Below are 15622 nucleotides of genomic sequence, written 5' to 3'. Positions count from 1 at the left end.
GACGGCCGCTTGGTCCGGCAGGAAGTCAGGCGAGGATGCAGTCGGCGAGTGGGGCGCGGAAGCGCTGCGAGAGCACGGATCTGAGTTGGAGGAACAGGGACACGTCGCCGGGGAGCACGTGAGCGACAGCTGCGCTCAGTACTGCTGCCGCCTCGGGGATGTTCAGGCAGGCGATGAGGTCGGCTTCGTGCTCCTCGACGAAGACCTCGTCCTTGATTGCCTTCATCGCGGCGGCAGCGCCACGGATGACAGGGTCGAGAGCGGCGGGGTGGGGGCTGGTGTCGAGCTCGTCGTCGAACGCTGTCCAGTCCACGCCCGGCGGGCAGGGGGGGGGGGGGGGGGGGGGGGGGGGGGGGGGAGTGCTGGCCAGCTGGTTCAGGACCAAGCCGAGTCCCAGTGTGCGCTCGTTGACCTGCAGATCGTGCTCGATGGCGGACACCATCTCTGCCGCGCTGGCGACCGTCAGACGGTTTGCGGTGGCTGTGAGGTCGTCACGCATCATTCGTGCTACTGCGTCTCGTTGTTCGGCACCGCTGTCGGCGTAGCGCAGAAGGATGCGTAGCGACCGGTCCAGGTTGAACGTAGAGGGCGCGTCCAGTACGTGGAGCCCGTGAGCCAAGATGCGGCGGCTCCAGTTCGGCCATGCGCGCGCCATACCGTCGTCAAGGACGTCGAGAGCTACCTCGGGGCCGATCGGTAGATGCGATCCGAATCGTTCGGGAGCCTCCTGGTCGACCGTCTCGATGAGCTCGACCACGGCCTGATGTTCGTGGGCGCGAGGTTCCGCGAACATCTTTCCTGTCGCGAACAACCAGGTGTTGCGCCAATGTGGGCTGGGGGCCAGGAGACGTAGCCGGTTGATCAGGGTCTCAAGGGGCGCGTCGCTGATTCGCCGGGCCGCCATGAGTTCTTGGAGTGAGCGCACGTCGAAACCGAAGCCGTCGTTCCGGGGCGCGATCAGGACCAGTCGCTGTGTGGCAGACCTAATGATCGAGTCCAGGACGTCGGAGTGGTGCCCGTCGGGCTTGAACTCGGCGTCGTTGAGGATGTGCCAGACGATGTCGCGCAGCTCCGGCTCTGTTAGAACAGCCGTGGAGTGGTCGGCCGTCTCGCTGCGCTGTTGAAGCACGAAGCCGGCGCGCTCGTGAAGCTGGTGGATGAACGGCTCGTACTTGGTCAGGAGCGTGCGGACCATCGTCGGTTTGTTGCGCTCTCGTCGTACGACGGTGTCGTAATAGCTCCAGAACAGGCTGTACCGGTCTGGTGCGATGGTCCCTGCGCCGTCGACGATGATCGACAGGATGAGTACTTGCAGCGGCGTCCGCAGCAGTTTGACGAGGTTCTCATCCTGCGCAGCGTTCCGAAGGGCCGTGACGACCTTGCCGATCCGCTCGTCGTCGCCGCTAAGGCGTACTTGGGCGGCCTTAGTTCCGAAGGCGACGGCCTCAGCGGGTGTCAGGTCGTCCAGTCCGATGGTTTCGAACGACGTCGGGTCGATGTTTTCGGTGTAGCCAACCGGGCGGGTCGTGATGACGGCGAGTAGGTCGCATCGGTCTCCCTCTGCGTTGTTGACGAACTCCACGACGCGCTCGATCGCCGTGCGCCGCGTCTCTGGCTCGGTGACCTCGTCCAGGCCATCGAATACGACTAGCCAGGGCCAAGCGCGCAGCCAGGAGGTCAGCGTTGCGGGAGTGACGGTGCCATGGTTCGACTTCTTGCTGATGTGTTCGGCCACGTATCGCATCAGCGATTGGTCGAGCTTGTGGCCTCGTTCCTCCGCGTAGTCGGCGAGGTCGATGCGCAGCGGCCAGCGCCGGTGCCGCGGGAGTTGGTGCCCCAGCCTCCGCAGCACGTCCACGGTCCCGGTGATCACGGTGTCGTGGTTGGCCGCTAGTGCCGTGGAGCCTTTGAGCGCTGCAACCCGGTATGCCTGCACGATCAGCTTGGAGATCGTGGTCTTCCCGTTGCCCGGCTGGCCGGTGAGGACGATGTGGCGTGGCCCGTCCACAGCTGTGATGTCTCGAGCTAGGAGGTTGTCTCCCCGCTCGAAGACATGCCGCAGCACGGTGCTCCTGTGGCCTCCGCCCGGGAAGGTCACGGGGAGATCGATGGCGACCTCGTGTACCGGGATGCCGCGGTTTTCGCGGTCACCGGCGTCGTCGAAGTACACGAGCCCGTCGGAGAGTAGTTCGGTGCGTGCCTGGTCAAGCAGAACCGGTTCGCTGTCCTTAAGGGCGATGTTGCCCGTGAGTTCAGAGATGAAGGTGAAGACGTCGCTGGCGGTCAAGAAGGCGTCGAACCGGCGGCGCACGCCTTCGTGCGTGCTCAACAGAGCGTCTAGCTGGTTGCCGTCCCAGAATCGGATCGTCTTGATGTGCGCGATCCGCTTGCGCCGCTGGACCCTATCGAGAATTGCATCCTGATCGTCGATGTCGCGGCTGGGGTCGTTGAGTCTGTCGCGGTAGGCCTTGATGTTCTTGCGGATGGCGTCGTGGCCGCCCGTGTTCTGAACGGGCGTGAGTGCGACGTTGGTGATGAAGACGAGCTGATCGGGCAGGGGATCGCGCGGGTCCTTCCTATCCCACTCAGCCCAGGCGTCGAGTTCCTTCTTGACCTCTCCCCACAACCACGAGGCATTGGTGGTCTCCGAGTCGGAGATCTTGTCGTGATGCTTGACCTGGAAGACGGTGTAACCGCTGAAGGTGTCTTCTGAGGGCTCGAGTGCTGAGGCGAACTTCAGGTTGCCCTCGAAGTACAGATCGCGGCCGCCGTCCTTGCCAGCGCCCATGACCTGGACACCTGGGCCGAACTCGGCGATCGCCAGCGCAGCGGCCATCGACTGAAAGGCACCGGGGCACAACAACTGCAGCTGGTGCTTCACGGACGACTCCACTGTTCGACGGACGGCTCAAGGTAGCAACGCGCAGCGACACGGCGGGTTCGACCCGCGCGGTCACCCGTCCGTCTGTCACCAGGGCGCTGCCGCGGAGCGAATCCCTACCGATTCTGTGTTGAAAGGTAGGTGCGTCGCGTTTGGAAACGTTCGGCGCATCTCGACGAATAGGCCCCGCGCCACCCTGGTCAAGAAGTTTCTGCAATTTTCGGGGGGACGGCCTCTGACCTGCGGAAACGCGCGTCCCTCCTCTGCGTCCCCCCTCCAAATCGGGGGTTTGGGGGGACGGATGCGGGGACGCCCGCTCGCGACCTTTCTGCCGTGCACAGCCACGGACGAAAGGGGAGCGAGTGCGATGAGTGTGGGTGACCAGCTCGGCCTCGACGACAACAGCGAACTGCTCGACCAGGCCCGCCAGAAGTGGCCGGCTTGGGTGGCCGCGGATCCACGGCTTGGAGTCGTCGAGGAGTTCGACGACCTCCGGGCCTGGCTGCCCTCGGTGGACAGCGCAGCCTCTGACGAGGTCCTCCTGGCGCTGGCCATGCTGGCGGCTCCGGATGGCGGCGACGACATCGCTGCTGCGGCCGCGCTCGCCAAGTGCCTGCTGCCCGGCGCGTGCCGGCTCGCCGGCTGGCTGAGCACCCTCCCTCCCCGCGAGGTCTTCCGCGACAGCCAGCCCGTCGCGGCAGGCTCCTGGTCGGCCGTCGAGCGGATCGACGAGCTGGTGGCCTCCCAGCTGTGGATCGAGGTTCGGACCTTCAAGTGGCGCCGGCTGCGCAAGGTCGCCGCGAACATCCTGATCAACACTCGCGTCGGCGTCCTCCGCGAGGTCGGGGACTTCTTCTACGTCTCCCGGGCCGACCGCACGTGGGCGAACACCACCCTCGTGGAGTTCTTCTCGTCCGGAGACTTGGCCGACGGCGACGCAGGAGTGTGGAGCGCCGCCGCGATGCCGACCGAACGGGTTGCTGGCGCCCTGTTCCACCGTCCCGAGATCCTCGCCGACGCCGGCCCGGAGCAGGAGGAGCCGTCGGCCACCGAGGAGCTGCTGGAGCTGCTGGCGTGGGCCTGCGAGAACCAGGTGATCAGCCCGGCCGACCGGTACCTGCTGCTGTGCCTGGTCGACGAGGCCGACCGGGTCGAGACCCGCAACCTTGCTCGCGGCTACGGCGGTCTGCTGAGCAACGAGGTGTCCAGCCGGGTCGCGCCGCGGGTCGGGGTGTCCGAGGCAACCGTCCGTCGCCGCGGCTCGCGCAGCATGCGCGCCCTCGCCGCGGCCGCCCCGAGGAAGTTCGGCCATGACGAATGAGCGCAACCGTGATCGCTCCCACCGCCCCACTACACATAGGCGACTGGAGGTGGTGAAGCCCATGACGAACACCCAGGACGACCGCGAGAGCCGGACGCCGGAGCAGGTTGCCGAGCTGTTCGCGATCGCCGGCCGCGAGACCGAGGCGATCGAGCAGCTCACCGGCTGCGTCGCCCAGCTGCACGAGGTCCAGGCCGCCAAGGCACAGCTGGCAAGCCTGACTCCGGCTGAGGTCCGCGCCGCGCTTGAGTTCCGCCGCGGCGGCATCGGGGAGGCCCAGTGAGCACCCAGATCTCAAGCCGCCCGGTCGGGGTCGACGAGCTCAAGCGGGCCTGGGATGCCGTGAACGCCGGCGAGTTCCGCACCGGCGTCGGCGCCGGCAAGGGACCCCGCGGCCGCGGCCCCGCCGCCGCGGACGACTGGTCGCCAGCCGCGGGGGAGCACACCATCGCGGTGATCGGATGCGCCGGGTCGGTCGGGGCCAGCACCATCGCCCTGGCTGCCGGCCTGGCTGCCGCCGGCCCGGTCCGGGTGATCGAGTGCTGCTCGGTCACCGCCTCTGGTCTCGCCGCCGCAAGCACCGCCGAGCTCGGCCTGCACCCGACCGACTGGCGTCAGGGCAAGCGCGACCACGTCCTGCTCGAGCGGGCCAGCGAGGTGCTCGCCGGCGTCGACGAGATTCCGCTGCCGATCGACGCCGAGAACGAGACCCAGCTGACCATCCTCGACGTCGGCTGGGAGGCCGGCCTGCTGCTGGCCACCGACTGCTGGCTCGCCGAGGCCGTCCGCACCGCCGACCAGGTCGTCCTGGTCACCACCGCCACCGTCCCCGGGATGCGTCGCGCCTCGGTCGCGCTCGAGCTGCTGGCCAACCACTGGCAGCCCGAGCAGATCGCCCTCGCCGTGCGTGGGCCGCGCCGCAAGAAGTGGCCCCGGGGCCTCGAGCACGCCGGCGGCCCCGCCGTACGTCGCGCCCTGGTCGCGGACCGGTGCGTGGAGATCCCCGAGGAACGCGAGCTCGCGGTCAACGGCCTGGACTCCCGGCCCGTCCCGGCCCCCCTCATCTCGGCAGCCCGTCAGCTGCTCGAGCCCGCCCACCTGTCCACCGACACCAGCGAAAGCGCCTGACCCGCACCGAGTCAAGCAAACCCAGAAAGGAAGTCCACCCATGGACGTCATGACCGCTCTCCTCCCGATGGCCGCCCAGGTCTGCCCGAAGGCGCCGCCGGGTGCCGTCGGACCCACCAACGAGATCACCAGTTACGTGCTGTGGGGCGTCATCGTCCTGTTCGGCCTCGGCATCGTGATCGCCATCGGCGCGATCATCGCCGGCCGCGTGTTCTCCCTGCCGCACGCCTCCAAGGTCGGGGTGATCTCGGTGGTGGTCGTGTTCGCCTGCGCGATCGCCTACCTGGTCCTGCCCGGCATGCTCAACGGGATCCTCGGCAAGGGCTGCATCTGATGCGGCGCGCAGCCACGAAGAAGGCCGAAGGTGCCACGGAGTGGGGCCGGCGCCGCCTGCTCGGAATCCTGGTCGCCGCCGTCGTCGTGGCGGTGCTCCTGCTCGGTGGCCTCGGCTACGCGGTCTACCTGGCCGTCGCCGGGATCGGTGAGGAAGCCAGCGCCAACACCGACGTCGCCACCGGCGAGACCGATCGCTCGACGGTGGCCCAGGGTGCCGTGCATCGCGACGAGGTAGCGGCCGAGCCGATGCTGGCCGTTCCCGAGAGCGCCGCCTTCCCGGCCGCGACCCCCAGCGCCAAGGTGCCCGTCATCAAAGTCCCGGCTGGCACCGGTGTGAACGGACCGGCGTTCGTGATGACCGGGTTCCCGCACACCCCCGAGGGCGCGATCGGGCAGCTCGCGCAGATCGACCTGGCGGTGCTGCAGTCGATGAGCCTGACCACCGCGGCGGAGGTCTACAACGCCTGGGCTCTGCCCGGCGGGGTCCGCGCCGAGGAGTGGTGGATCACCGCCAGCGTCCAGGCCTTCTTGACCAGCACCGGAATGGGCGAGGTCAAGGACCCCAGCGCCTCGGTCTCCCTCGAGCCGGCCGCCGCGCTCGTGAAGGGCACCGACGGGCCCGACTGGACCACCGTCTGCGTGCTGATGAAGGTCACCGCCTCCTACAAGCAGGAAGGCCAGATCGCCTTCGCCCACTGCGAGCGCATGCAGTGGGTCGGCGGGCGCTGGATGGTCGCTCCCGGCGCCCCGCCCGCACCCGCCCCCGCGACCTGGCCCGGCACGCAGCTGGCCCACGAGGCCGGCTGGCGCACCTGGTCGACCGACGACACCACTGACCCTGACCACATCGAAGGGGACCACTGATGAAGAACCTGACGACCGGCAACGACGACTCGCGGGCCACCCTGGTGCGCATCGGCATCCTGGTGGGGATCGCCTGCATGGTGGCCACCGTCGTCTGGCTCGGTGCTCGCACCCGGGCCGACGACGACTCCGGCGGCCCCGACGCCACCGGCGGGGACAACTCGAGCCAGACGGTCGAGAACGCATCGGTCGAGCAGGTCGCACCGGACACCGCGCCGGTCGACGGAGTCGTAATCCCGACCGGCGACGACCAGGTCGACGGCTACCCGACGGGATTTCCGGCCACCGACCTGGGCGCCGTGGCGCTTCAGGTCGAGCTGGCCAAGGCACAGCTCGGGTTCGACTTCGACCAGGCCGTCACCGTCGCCCGCCTCTACGCCAATCCCGAGGACAAGGCCGTCTTCGAGGAGCGCTCCCGCGCCGCGGTCGCGCTGCGCCGCCAGCAGGCCGGCGTCGCGAAGGAGGGCGACGTGCCCGCCCCCGCGTCGTACGCCGTCACCCCGGTCGCCTTCACACTCGAGGAGCTCGACACCGGCTACTACGCGGTGAACCTGCTCAGCTACGTCACCCTCACCACCGTTGACGGCCAGGTCAAGGACAGCCTCTACGCCGGCACCCAGCTGATGCGGTGGCTCGACGGTGACTGGCGACTGGTCCAGGGCAGCGAAGCGGACATCGAGCACCTGGTCTCGGAGGGCCAGCCGCAGGCGGTGGCGCCCGGCACCCCCGAGTTCGCGAAGGCCGGCTGGATCCGGATCAACGGAGCTCCCCAGTGAGCACCGTCATCACCGCCGTGCGCCGGGCGAGCCGACTCGCCAACGCCGCCCTGGCGCTCCTGGTGCTCACCACGCTCCTCGGAGCTGCCTCGACCCTCCAGCCTCCCGCCGCAGCGGCCAGCGAGCCGGCCGCCAGCACGGCGCACCTCGCTCCGATCGCCCCGGTGGTGGCCAGCGGCACTTTGCCGGCCCGCAACCTCAAGATGGGCTGCCCGGGGCCCGACGCCCTGTGCGATCTCGGCGGCGACGCCGTCGACTGCGCCAAGGACCCGATCGATTGCGGCAAGGACGCCGCCGGCGATGTGAAGGACGGTGCCGGCGACCTGCTGGACGGCGCGGGAGATCTGCTCCCCGACGGCTGCGGGATCCTCGACGCGATCTGCGGCAACATCGGCGGGTTGCCCGGGCTTCCGGGCGTCCCTGGGCTGCCCGGGATCCCCGGTCTGCCGAACGTCGGTGACCTCTTCGGCGGCGGCATCCCCGGTCTCGGTGACATCCCCAACCCGTTCGAGGCCATCGGCGACGTCATCGCCAAGGCCGCGGCCGACGCCTGGACCGCGGCCATGCTCGCGATCTGGAACTCCGGCCTGTTCGTGCTGCGCATCGTGCTCACGTTCAGTGAGCTGTTCTTGACTCCGGACCTGAGCGCCGACGGCCCGGGCAAGGACGTCTACGCCTTCACCCTGTGGCTGGCGCTGGCCCTGGTGGTCATCTTGGCGATGATCCAGCTCGGCGCCGCGGCCTTCAAGCGCGAGGGCAAGAGCCTCGCCCGGGCCTTCATCGGGTCCGGCCAGTTCGTCTTGGTGTGCGCCTGCTGGTTCGGGTACTGCGTCATGATCATCGCGGCGTGCGGGGCGCTGACCAAGGCGCTGATGAAGTCGCTGCTCAAGGTGCAGACCTGGCCCGACTGGGACCCGCTCGGCGGACTCGGCATCGACGACATCGCCGACGCCGGCGTGGCCACCGCTCTTGCCTTCCTGGGGATCTTCCTGTGGCTGGCCGCCATCGGGCACGTCCTGGTCTACCTGGCCCGCGCGGCGTCCCTGCTGGTGCTCACCGCCACGGGGCCGCTCGCGGCCGCCGGCCTGGTCTCGGAGTTCACCCGCTCCTGGTTCTGGAAGTCGCTGCGCTGGTTCCACGCCGCGGCGTTCACCCCGGTGCTGATGGTGATGGTGCTGGGCATCGGCGTGCAGTTCGCCAACGGAGTCGCCGCCCACCTGGCCGAGGACACAGCCAAGGCGTTCGGCACCGCGCTGCCGGCCGTGATGACGATCCTGATCAGCGTCGTCGCCCCGCTGTCCCTGTTCAAGCTCCTGGCCTTCGTCGACCCCGGCACCCCCAGCGGCGCGTCGTTCCGCCAGGGCATGGCCATCCAGGGCGGCCTCCAGGGCCTGCTCAGCGGCGGCGGCGCAGGTGGCGGCTCGTCGGCTGCGTCGACCACTGACGCCAACGGCCGCTCCTCGGGCGAGCAGAGCGCCGAAGCCTCGACCGGCGACCGGTTCAGCAAGTCGACCCAGGGCGCCCTGGGCAGCTTCGGGCCGGTCGGCCAGGCCCTGTCGACCGGCATGGGCTGGATCAACTCCGCCGGCGCGAAGGCGACCTCTCTGATGTCGGACGAGAGCAACCAGGCCGGTGTGGGCCAGAGCACCTACGGCCCCGACTTCAGCGGCCTGGGTGGACGGCAGTCCGGTGGCCAGTCCGGCGGCCAGGGCGGGACCCACCCCGGGTCGCAGAACGGCGACCGGAGCGACGAGGACTCGTCGATGCCGACCCCGCCCACGCCTCCTGCGCCGCCCACCCCGACGACGCTGCCCACCGGCGGCGGCCCCGGCGGCGGTTCAGGCGGCCAGGGCGGCGGAGGAGCTGACGCCGCTCCCAAGACCCCGGCCGCCGGCGGTGGGGGAGCGGCTGGCAGTGCCGGCGGCGCCGGCGCGGCAGCTGGCGGCATCCCACCGGTGGCGGTGTAACCGATGCGCCGACCGCCCCAGCTCGAGCACCGATCGACACCCACCGATCTCACTGACCAGAAGGGAAGCCGACGATGACCACCTACGCCGACTACCAGCGCGACCGCATCGGTTGGTTCTTCGGCCTCTCCGGAGGCCAGCTGATGTTCCTGGCGCTGGCCAGCCTGCCGGCGTTCTGGGCAATCAGCCGCGGAGCGTGGTTCTCCGCGTTTCTGTTCGCTCTGGTCTGGGTGTTCCTGCTGGCCATCACCGTGATCCCGGTGCGCGGCCGCTCGGCCACCGGCTGGGTGTTCGCCTCGACGATGTACGCCGTCGGCGGCCTGTTCGGCTGGACCTCGTTCCGCGCCAAGGCCGCCCAGGGCCGCGGCGACGACCTCGACACCCCGGACCTGCCCGGGGTCCTCCAGGGCGTCCGGATCCACGACGGCCCGCCGCACGGCTCGCAGCTGCAGCGCGTAGCGATCATCGAGGACCACGCCATGAAAACCTGGGCGGTCACGGCCTCGATCGTGCACCCGGGCATCGGCATGAAGGACACCGAAGAGCGCGCCCGCTACGGCGAGGCGCTGGCCGGGCTGCTCGACGTCGCCGGTCGCACAGAGAAGGTCGACGAGATCCTCTTCATGGTGCGCACCGTCCCCGAGGACGGCGCCGAGCGCGACCTGTGGGTCAACCGCCACCGCCGCCCCAACGCCCCGGGGCTGTCGGAGGTCGTCAACAGCGACCTGGCCCACGGCCTCACCCAGGCATCGGTGCGCACCGAGCAATTCGTGACGGTCGTGATCCCGGAGACCCGGATCGCGAGGTCGGCCAAAGAGTCCGGGGGCGGCTTCGAGGGCCGCTGCCGCGAGCTCTACCTGCTCATGGCCGAGATCGAGGCCCAGCTGCGCGGCCCGATGGGGATGACGACGGTGCGCTGGCTCACCAGCCCCGAGCTTGCGCTGGCCTGCCGGACCGGATTCGCCCCCGGCGACCGCGCCGGCATCGTCGAGGCCCTCTCGCTGCGGGAGAAGGACCCGAGCGTCAACGCCGACGTCCCGTGGGCGATGGCCGGCCCCTCGGGTGCCGACGCCACGGTGCGGCACTACAGCCACGACGCCTGGAACTCGGTCAGCGCCACCATCAAGCTGCCGACCCGCGACGTCGCGATGGGTGCCCTGGCACCGATCCTCACCCCCAGCGAGTTCGGTGAGCGGCGATCGTTCGTCGTCGCGTACCCGATCGTTTCTCAGACCAAGGCCGACCGGCAGTCCGGCAACGCCGAGTGGGCCGCCGACCTGGCCGAGGGGATGAACGAGAAGCTCGGCCGAAAGACCCGCGCCAAGCAGCGCGACGAAGCCCACAAGGCCCGCGGCCTGGACGCCAAGCTGGCCCGCGGCAACTCGCTGACCCGGCCCTACGGCGTGTGCACGGTCACCGTCCCCAAGTCGATGCGGATCACCGAGTTCGGGCGCCGCCTGGACGCCTCGGTCCGACGCGCCGGGTTCGCACCGCTGCGCCTCGACCTCGCCCAGGACGTCGGGTTCGCCGCGTCCACCATCCCCCTCGGCACGAGCCTGACCCGGAGCGGAGACGCCTGATGACCACCACCCGCCGGAACCGCCGTGGCGGCCGCGACATGGCTGCCCTGCTCTCCGACTTCGGGCACGACCTGCCCACGATCCCCACGCTCGCCCCGGAGGCCAAGGAGCCCCGGCTCTTCCGCTACGCGCCGCGCCGCGGTGCCACCCGCCGCGGCCGAGGCTGGGCTGCTGCCACCGCCCCGGCGATGGCCTGGCGGATGACCAGCGACCAGGCCCCGGTGTTCTGGCCCTTCGTCTCGGCTCCCGCCCTGCCCCCGACGGGCGCCCAGATGGGCGTCGACCAGCTCTCCGGCGGCAGCTTCTACTGCGACCCGTTCGGTTGGGTGCTGCGCGACGACGTGCCCGCGACCAACCCCAACATCTTCCAGTTCGCCAAGCCGGGAAGTGGCAAGTCCGGCACCACCAAGGCGTTCTGCACCCGGATGACGCCGTTCGGCTACCGCACCCTGGTCACTGGCGACGTCAAGGACGAGTACGAGTCGCTGTGCCGCGCGCTCGGTGTCGAACCCTTCGTCATCGCCCCCGGCTTCTGGGCCCGGGTCAACCCGCTGTCCATGGGGCCGCTCGGCGACGGGTGGGAGAAGCTCTCGGCCGAGGAGGCGCAGCGCCGCGCCACGATCATCTTCAAGCGGTGGCTCGTCCTGGTCCGAGGCCTGGTCGGCAGCATGAAGATCGACGACGAGCGCCGGGTGCCGTTCGGCCCCGACGAGAGCGACGTCGTGCGCAACGCGCTGGCGATCCTCACCGGCTACGCCGCCGACAACAGCGTCCTGCAGGAGACGACCATCCCGCGGCTGTGGGACCTGCTCCGTAACCCCACCGAGGAGCTCGTCCGGGCCTGCGAATACGCGAACACCCGTCAGTTCCTCGACGAGACCCGGCTGCTGCGCAACGCGCTTGGCGAGCTGGTCACCGGCACCCTCGCCGGCCTCTTCGACGACTTCACCAACATCGAGGTCGACTGGCGGGCCCCGATCCAGTCGTTCAGCCTCTCCCGGCTCGACGGCCTGGGCGATGAGGCCGTGGGCATCGCGCTGCTGTGCATGAACTCCTGGGGGCGTGGTCTGCGGGAGATCGCCGAGCCAGGCGACCTGCGCATCGTGGTGCGCGACGAGGTCTGGAAGCAGATGCGCCTCGGAACCGCCGCAGTGGCGAGCTTCGACGCCGACCTGCGGCTCTCACGCGGCATGGCCGGCAAGGGCGGCGATATCCAGTTCTGCAACCTCCACAAGCCCTCCGACCTGCTCTCGGTCGGCGACGCCGACTCCCAGGCCGCGATGATCGCCAAGGACCTCCTCGAGCTGGCCGACATCAAGATCCTCGGTGCCCAGAAGCCCCGGGTCGCCCGCGAGCTCGACTCCATGCTCGGGCTCGGCCCGATCGCCCAGGACCTCGTCTCCGGGTGGGCCATGCAGGACAAGGGCCGCGCCCTGTGGTGCATCGGCGACGCCACCTACAAGGTCCAGACGGTGCTCCACCCGCTGGAGAAGAAGCTCTACTACACCAACGAGGCCATCGAGTCCGCCGCCTGAGCGCGCGCGACCTCGGGACTGACCTGTGATGAAGAAGCTGCTGCTCGCGGGACTGCCCGTCCTGATCATCTTCATGGGGCTGCCGTTCCTGGTGACGCTGATGGTGGTGATGACGACCACCGCGGCCGCCGAGTGCCGCACCCAGAGCAGCCAAGGCACCGTGCCTACCGAGCTCGGTGACCTCGGAGCCATCGACGGCCCGGTGGGCGGCCCGGTCAACGGCAAGATCACCATGGCGCAGGCCAACATCCCGCGCCGCTCCGGCCTCGACGGGTTCCGGGCCTCCATGCCCAAGGTCCTGTCCAAGAACCCCGAGTTCGTCACCCTCAACGAGGCCAGCGGCTGGAGCCTGGAGCAGATCGAAGCCGCCACGCCGGGCTACTCAGCCTTCCGGGTGGCAGCCCCGGCCGGCACCGGCACCGGCGCCGAGCAGGCCATGGGCAACGTCGTGCTCTGGAAGAGCTCGACCTGGACGAAGGTCAACGGCGGCCGGGTCCAGCTCGTCGACGACGACAAGACCTTCTACGACGGGCGTCCGGTCACGTGGGACCGCTTCGCGACATGGGTGATGCTGCGCCGCGCCGACGGCTCCGTGGTCTCGGTGGTCTCCACCCACCACATGACCAACCCGCACCGTTGGCCGAAGCAGCACGGCAACCCGCCGCTGACCCGGCCCCAGCAGTACGGCGCCGGAATGGTCATCCTGCTGCAGCTGCGCAACTCGCTGGCCGCCCACGGTCCGGTGCTGATCGGCGGCGACATGAACACCCAGGCCTCCTACACCAACATCCCCTGGACGGCGGCCGCGAAGATGAAGGCCGCCGGCTACGGATGGCACAACCACGGCGTCGACTTCATCTTCTTCCCGCACCACCAGGGCGCCCGCCTCGAGCAGGGCTGGGACGGCACGATGGTGTCGGACCACCACTGGCTCTCGGCTCGCATCGCGATGAACGGCGCCGGCCCGGAGAGCGCGCCCGAGACCACCACCACGACCGACGGGATCGTGCCCGCGGCGACCACCGCCCGGACGTCCGCCGAGCCGCCGGCCCGCGACGTGCTCGCCCAGCTGATGCGGCTGCGGTTCGCGTCCAACTACCCGACCATGACCGCCGAGCAGGCCCGCAACGCGATCACCATCGCCCAGGTCGCCCGAGACCTCGAGATTCCCCGCTACGGGCTGCAGATCGCGATCGCCGCCGCGATCCAGGAGTCCAAGCTGGTCAACCTCACCGGAGGTGACCGCGACTCCGGCGGCCTGTTCCAGCAGCGCCCCTCGGCTGGCTGGGGAAGCCGGGCCGAGATCACCAACCCCCTCCTCGCGGCCCGCGCGTTCTTCGGCCAGGCCCAGCACACCGGCAACCCCGGCCTCCTCGACATCCCCGGCTGGCAGAACATGCCGCTCACCCAGGCCGCGCAGGCCGTCCAGCGCTCGGGCTACCCAGACGCCTACGCCCAGTGGGAGGACGTCGCCGGCGACATCACCGATCTGCTCGGCGGCGACCTGCCGGACCTGCCCGGCTCTGACTCCGAGGGCTCCACCACGAACGTCGCCAACTGCCAGGGCGAGACCGTCAACCCCATCACCGTCGGCACCCTCAACCTGCTCGGCGCCGGCCACACCGACAAGCCGGGGGAGCGGCCCGGGTACGACACCTGGGACAAGCGACTGCCCGGCGCCATGCGCACGATCGAGAACGCCGGCATCTCGATCGCCGGCCTCCAGGAGGTGCATGGCCCGCAGGCCCAAGCGCTGGAGAACCAGTACGCGGCCAAGTGGGGGATCTACCCGGCCAGCGGGAAGGCACAGAACCGGGTGATCTGGGACCACAACGAGTGGGAGCAGACCGACGGGCGCCTCGTCGACATCCCGTACTTCGGCGGCAAGGACGTCGGCATGCCCCTGGTACAGCTGACCTCGACGACCACCGGGCAGCTGATCTGGGTCTGGAGCATCCACAACCCGGCCAACACCCACGGGAACGCCGCCGGGCACCGCCAGGAGGCGCTGCGCCTCCAGCTGGCCACGATGACCGAGCTCGCAGGCACCGGCACCCCTTCGGTGATCCTCGGCGACTTCAACGACGGCAAGGACGGCAGCAACTCCTCGCACTGCGCACTGACCCCTGAGCTGAGCAACGCCTTCGGCGGCTCTGCCGACCCCTGCAAGAAGCCCAAGCAGGACGCGCCGATCGACCACGTCTACGGCGCCAACCTCACCTGGGCCAGCGCCGCGGTCGACACCATCACCCAGGCCAGCAAGATCGCCGACCACCCGCTGGTGACCGCCACCACCGCCGGCAGCAGCGCCGGGTGCGCAGTCGACTCCGGCACCGCGGAGGCCAAGTACAACCTCGGCCCGGTCAAGCCGCAGCTGACCCAGCTGGTCAACATCCTCGGCCCCATGTTCGACATCAAGACCGTCGGCGGCTACCGCGAGAGCGCCACCGACCCCAACGGCCACCCGGCCGGGCTCGCGGCCGACTTCATGGTGCCACTCAACGCGGCGGGCCGCGCGCAGGGCGACCGTCTCGCCGCCTACGCCAAGGCCAATGCCCAGAAGCTCGGCATCGACTACGTCATCTGGTACCAGCGGATCTGGTCGGTCGCCCGCGCAGGCGAGGGCTGGCGGCCGATGGAGGACCGGGGGAGCGCTACCGAGAACCACCTCGACCATGTCCACATCAACGTCAAGCCCGGCGCCTCCGTCCAGCCGGTCGGCCTCGAGGGCGCCTCCTGCGACGAGGTCGTCTATCCGGTGCCCGCGCAGTATGTCGGAACCGACAACCACAACTGGCACGAGACCGGCCCTTACTGGTCCAGGTGGCACACCGGCACCGACTTCTCCGCACCCTGCGGAACCACCGTCTACGCCGCCCACGCCGGCACCATCGAGATCGACACCACCCAGCGTTCCTGGGCTGGGCCGCAGCTGGTCAAGGTCACCACCGGCGCCGGGTCCCTGACCACGTGGTACGCCCACATGGCGACCGTCAGCGTCAGCCGCGGCCAGACCGTCGCAGCCGGCGAGCCGATCGGCCAGGTCGGCAAGGAGGGCAACGTCTCCGGCTGCCACCTCCACTTCGAGGTCCACCTCAAGAACGGCTCCATCTACGACCCCGACAACGTCGACCCCTCGACCTGGCTCGCAGAGAACGCATCACGCCCGAGTCACGCCGTGTGATCGCACCGGAGCCCTGACAGCACATAGGTGACCAGCGAGGCCCAACGACC

General features: G+C 69.8%; 11 protein-coding genes. 10 read left to right on the top strand and 1 reads right to left on the bottom strand.

Features of this window, described 5'->3' with window-relative positions:
• Nucleotides 1-25 precede the first annotated feature (25 nt).
• Nucleotides 26-2881 carry an NACHT domain-containing protein gene (locus H5V45_RS20300; RefSeq protein WP_185254952.1) on the bottom strand — a complete coding sequence of 952 codons (2856 nt, stop codon included), beginning with the start codon at nt 2879-2881 and terminating at the stop codon, nt 26-28.
• A gap of 367 nt (nt 2882-3248) precedes the next feature.
• Here H5V45_RS20300 and H5V45_RS20295 point away from each other — a divergent pair, with 367 nt between their 5' ends.
• From H5V45_RS20295 to H5V45_RS20250, 10 genes are all read left to right on the top strand, one after another.
• Entirely contained in the window at nt 3249-4202 is a 954-nt protein-coding gene (locus H5V45_RS20295; RefSeq protein WP_056680611.1) for a hypothetical protein, read from the top strand.
• A 61-nt stretch (nt 4203-4263) separates the two neighbouring features.
• Nucleotides 4264-4485: a hypothetical protein gene (locus H5V45_RS20290; RefSeq protein WP_056680613.1), complete on the top strand. Its 222-nt coding sequence runs from the start codon at nt 4264-4266 to the stop codon at nt 4483-4485.
• On the top strand, nt 4482-5330 hold the full coding sequence (locus tag H5V45_RS20285; RefSeq protein ID WP_056680616.1) for a hypothetical protein: 849 nt from the start codon (nt 4482-4484) through the stop codon (nt 5328-5330). The genes H5V45_RS20290 and H5V45_RS20285 overlap by 4 nt, the downstream gene beginning before the upstream one ends.
• A gap of 40 nt (nt 5331-5370) precedes the next feature.
• On the top strand, nt 5371-5664 hold the full coding sequence (locus H5V45_RS20280; protein ID WP_011755687.1) for a hypothetical protein: 294 nt from the start codon (nt 5371-5373) through the stop codon (nt 5662-5664).
• A complete protein-coding gene (locus tag H5V45_RS20275; protein WP_056680619.1) occupies nt 5664-6530 on the top strand; it encodes a hypothetical protein in 867 nt (288 codons plus the stop codon). The genes H5V45_RS20280 and H5V45_RS20275 overlap by 1 nt, the downstream gene beginning before the upstream one ends.
• Nucleotides 6530-7306, top strand: a complete 777-nt coding sequence (locus H5V45_RS20270) for a hypothetical protein (RefSeq protein WP_056680622.1) — start codon at nt 6530-6532, stop codon at nt 7304-7306. Before H5V45_RS20275 ends, H5V45_RS20270 begins: the two co-directional genes overlap by 1 nt.
• Nucleotides 7303-9273, top strand: coding sequence for a type IV secretion system protein (locus H5V45_RS22785; protein ID WP_056680625.1), 1971 nt, complete (start codon nt 7303-7305; stop codon nt 9271-9273). The genes H5V45_RS20270 and H5V45_RS22785 overlap by 4 nt, the downstream gene beginning before the upstream one ends.
• Nucleotides 9274-9347: 74 nt before the next feature.
• A complete protein-coding gene (locus H5V45_RS20260) occupies nt 9348-10853 on the top strand; it encodes an SCO6880 family protein (protein WP_056680628.1) in 1506 nt (501 codons plus the stop codon).
• Nucleotides 10853-12388, top strand: coding sequence for an ATP-binding protein (locus tag H5V45_RS20255; protein ID WP_185254951.1), 1536 nt, complete (start codon nt 10853-10855; stop codon nt 12386-12388). Before H5V45_RS20260 ends, H5V45_RS20255 begins: the two co-directional genes overlap by 1 nt.
• 28 nt (nt 12389-12416) lie before the next feature.
• Complete coding sequence (locus tag H5V45_RS20250) at nt 12417-15572, top strand: VldE C-terminal domain-containing protein (RefSeq protein ID WP_185254950.1); 3156 nt, start codon at nt 12417-12419, stop codon at nt 15570-15572.
• The last annotated feature ends 50 nt before the right edge of the window (nt 15573-15622 follow it).

The sequence above is a fragment of the Nocardioides luti genome, assembly GCF_014212315.1.
Classification (GTDB): Bacteria; Actinomycetota; Actinomycetes; order Propionibacteriales; family Nocardioidaceae; genus Nocardioides; species Nocardioides luti.
The sequence above is the reverse complement of the archived record's forward strand: the minus strand, read 5'-3'. Positions and strand labels throughout refer to the sequence as shown.

What these genes read in the sequence shown, in the direction of transcription:
- H5V45_RS20295 (WP_056680611.1), top strand. Translation starts at nt 3,249, where the DNA reads ATGAGTGTGGGTGACCAGCTCGGCCTCGACGACAACAGCGAACTGCTC.
- H5V45_RS20290 (WP_056680613.1), top strand. Translation starts at nt 4,264, where the DNA reads ATGACGAACACCCAGGACGACCGCGAGAGCCGGACGCCGGAGCAGGTT.
- H5V45_RS20280 (WP_011755687.1), top strand. Translation starts at nt 5,371, where the DNA reads ATGGACGTCATGACCGCTCTCCTCCCGATGGCCGCCCAGGTCTGCCCG.
- H5V45_RS20275 (WP_056680619.1), top strand. Translation starts at nt 5,664, where the DNA reads ATGCGGCGCGCAGCCACGAAGAAGGCCGAAGGTGCCACGGAGTGGGGC.
- H5V45_RS20270 (WP_056680622.1), top strand. Translation starts at nt 6,530, where the DNA reads ATGAAGAACCTGACGACCGGCAACGACGACTCGCGGGCCACCCTGGTG.
- H5V45_RS20260 (WP_056680628.1), top strand. Translation starts at nt 9,348, where the DNA reads ATGACCACCTACGCCGACTACCAGCGCGACCGCATCGGTTGGTTCTTC.
- H5V45_RS20255 (WP_185254951.1), top strand. Translation starts at nt 10,853, where the DNA reads ATGACCACCACCCGCCGGAACCGCCGTGGCGGCCGCGACATGGCTGCC.
- H5V45_RS20250 (WP_185254950.1), top strand. Translation starts at nt 12,417, where the DNA reads ATGAAGAAGCTGCTGCTCGCGGGACTGCCCGTCCTGATCATCTTCATG.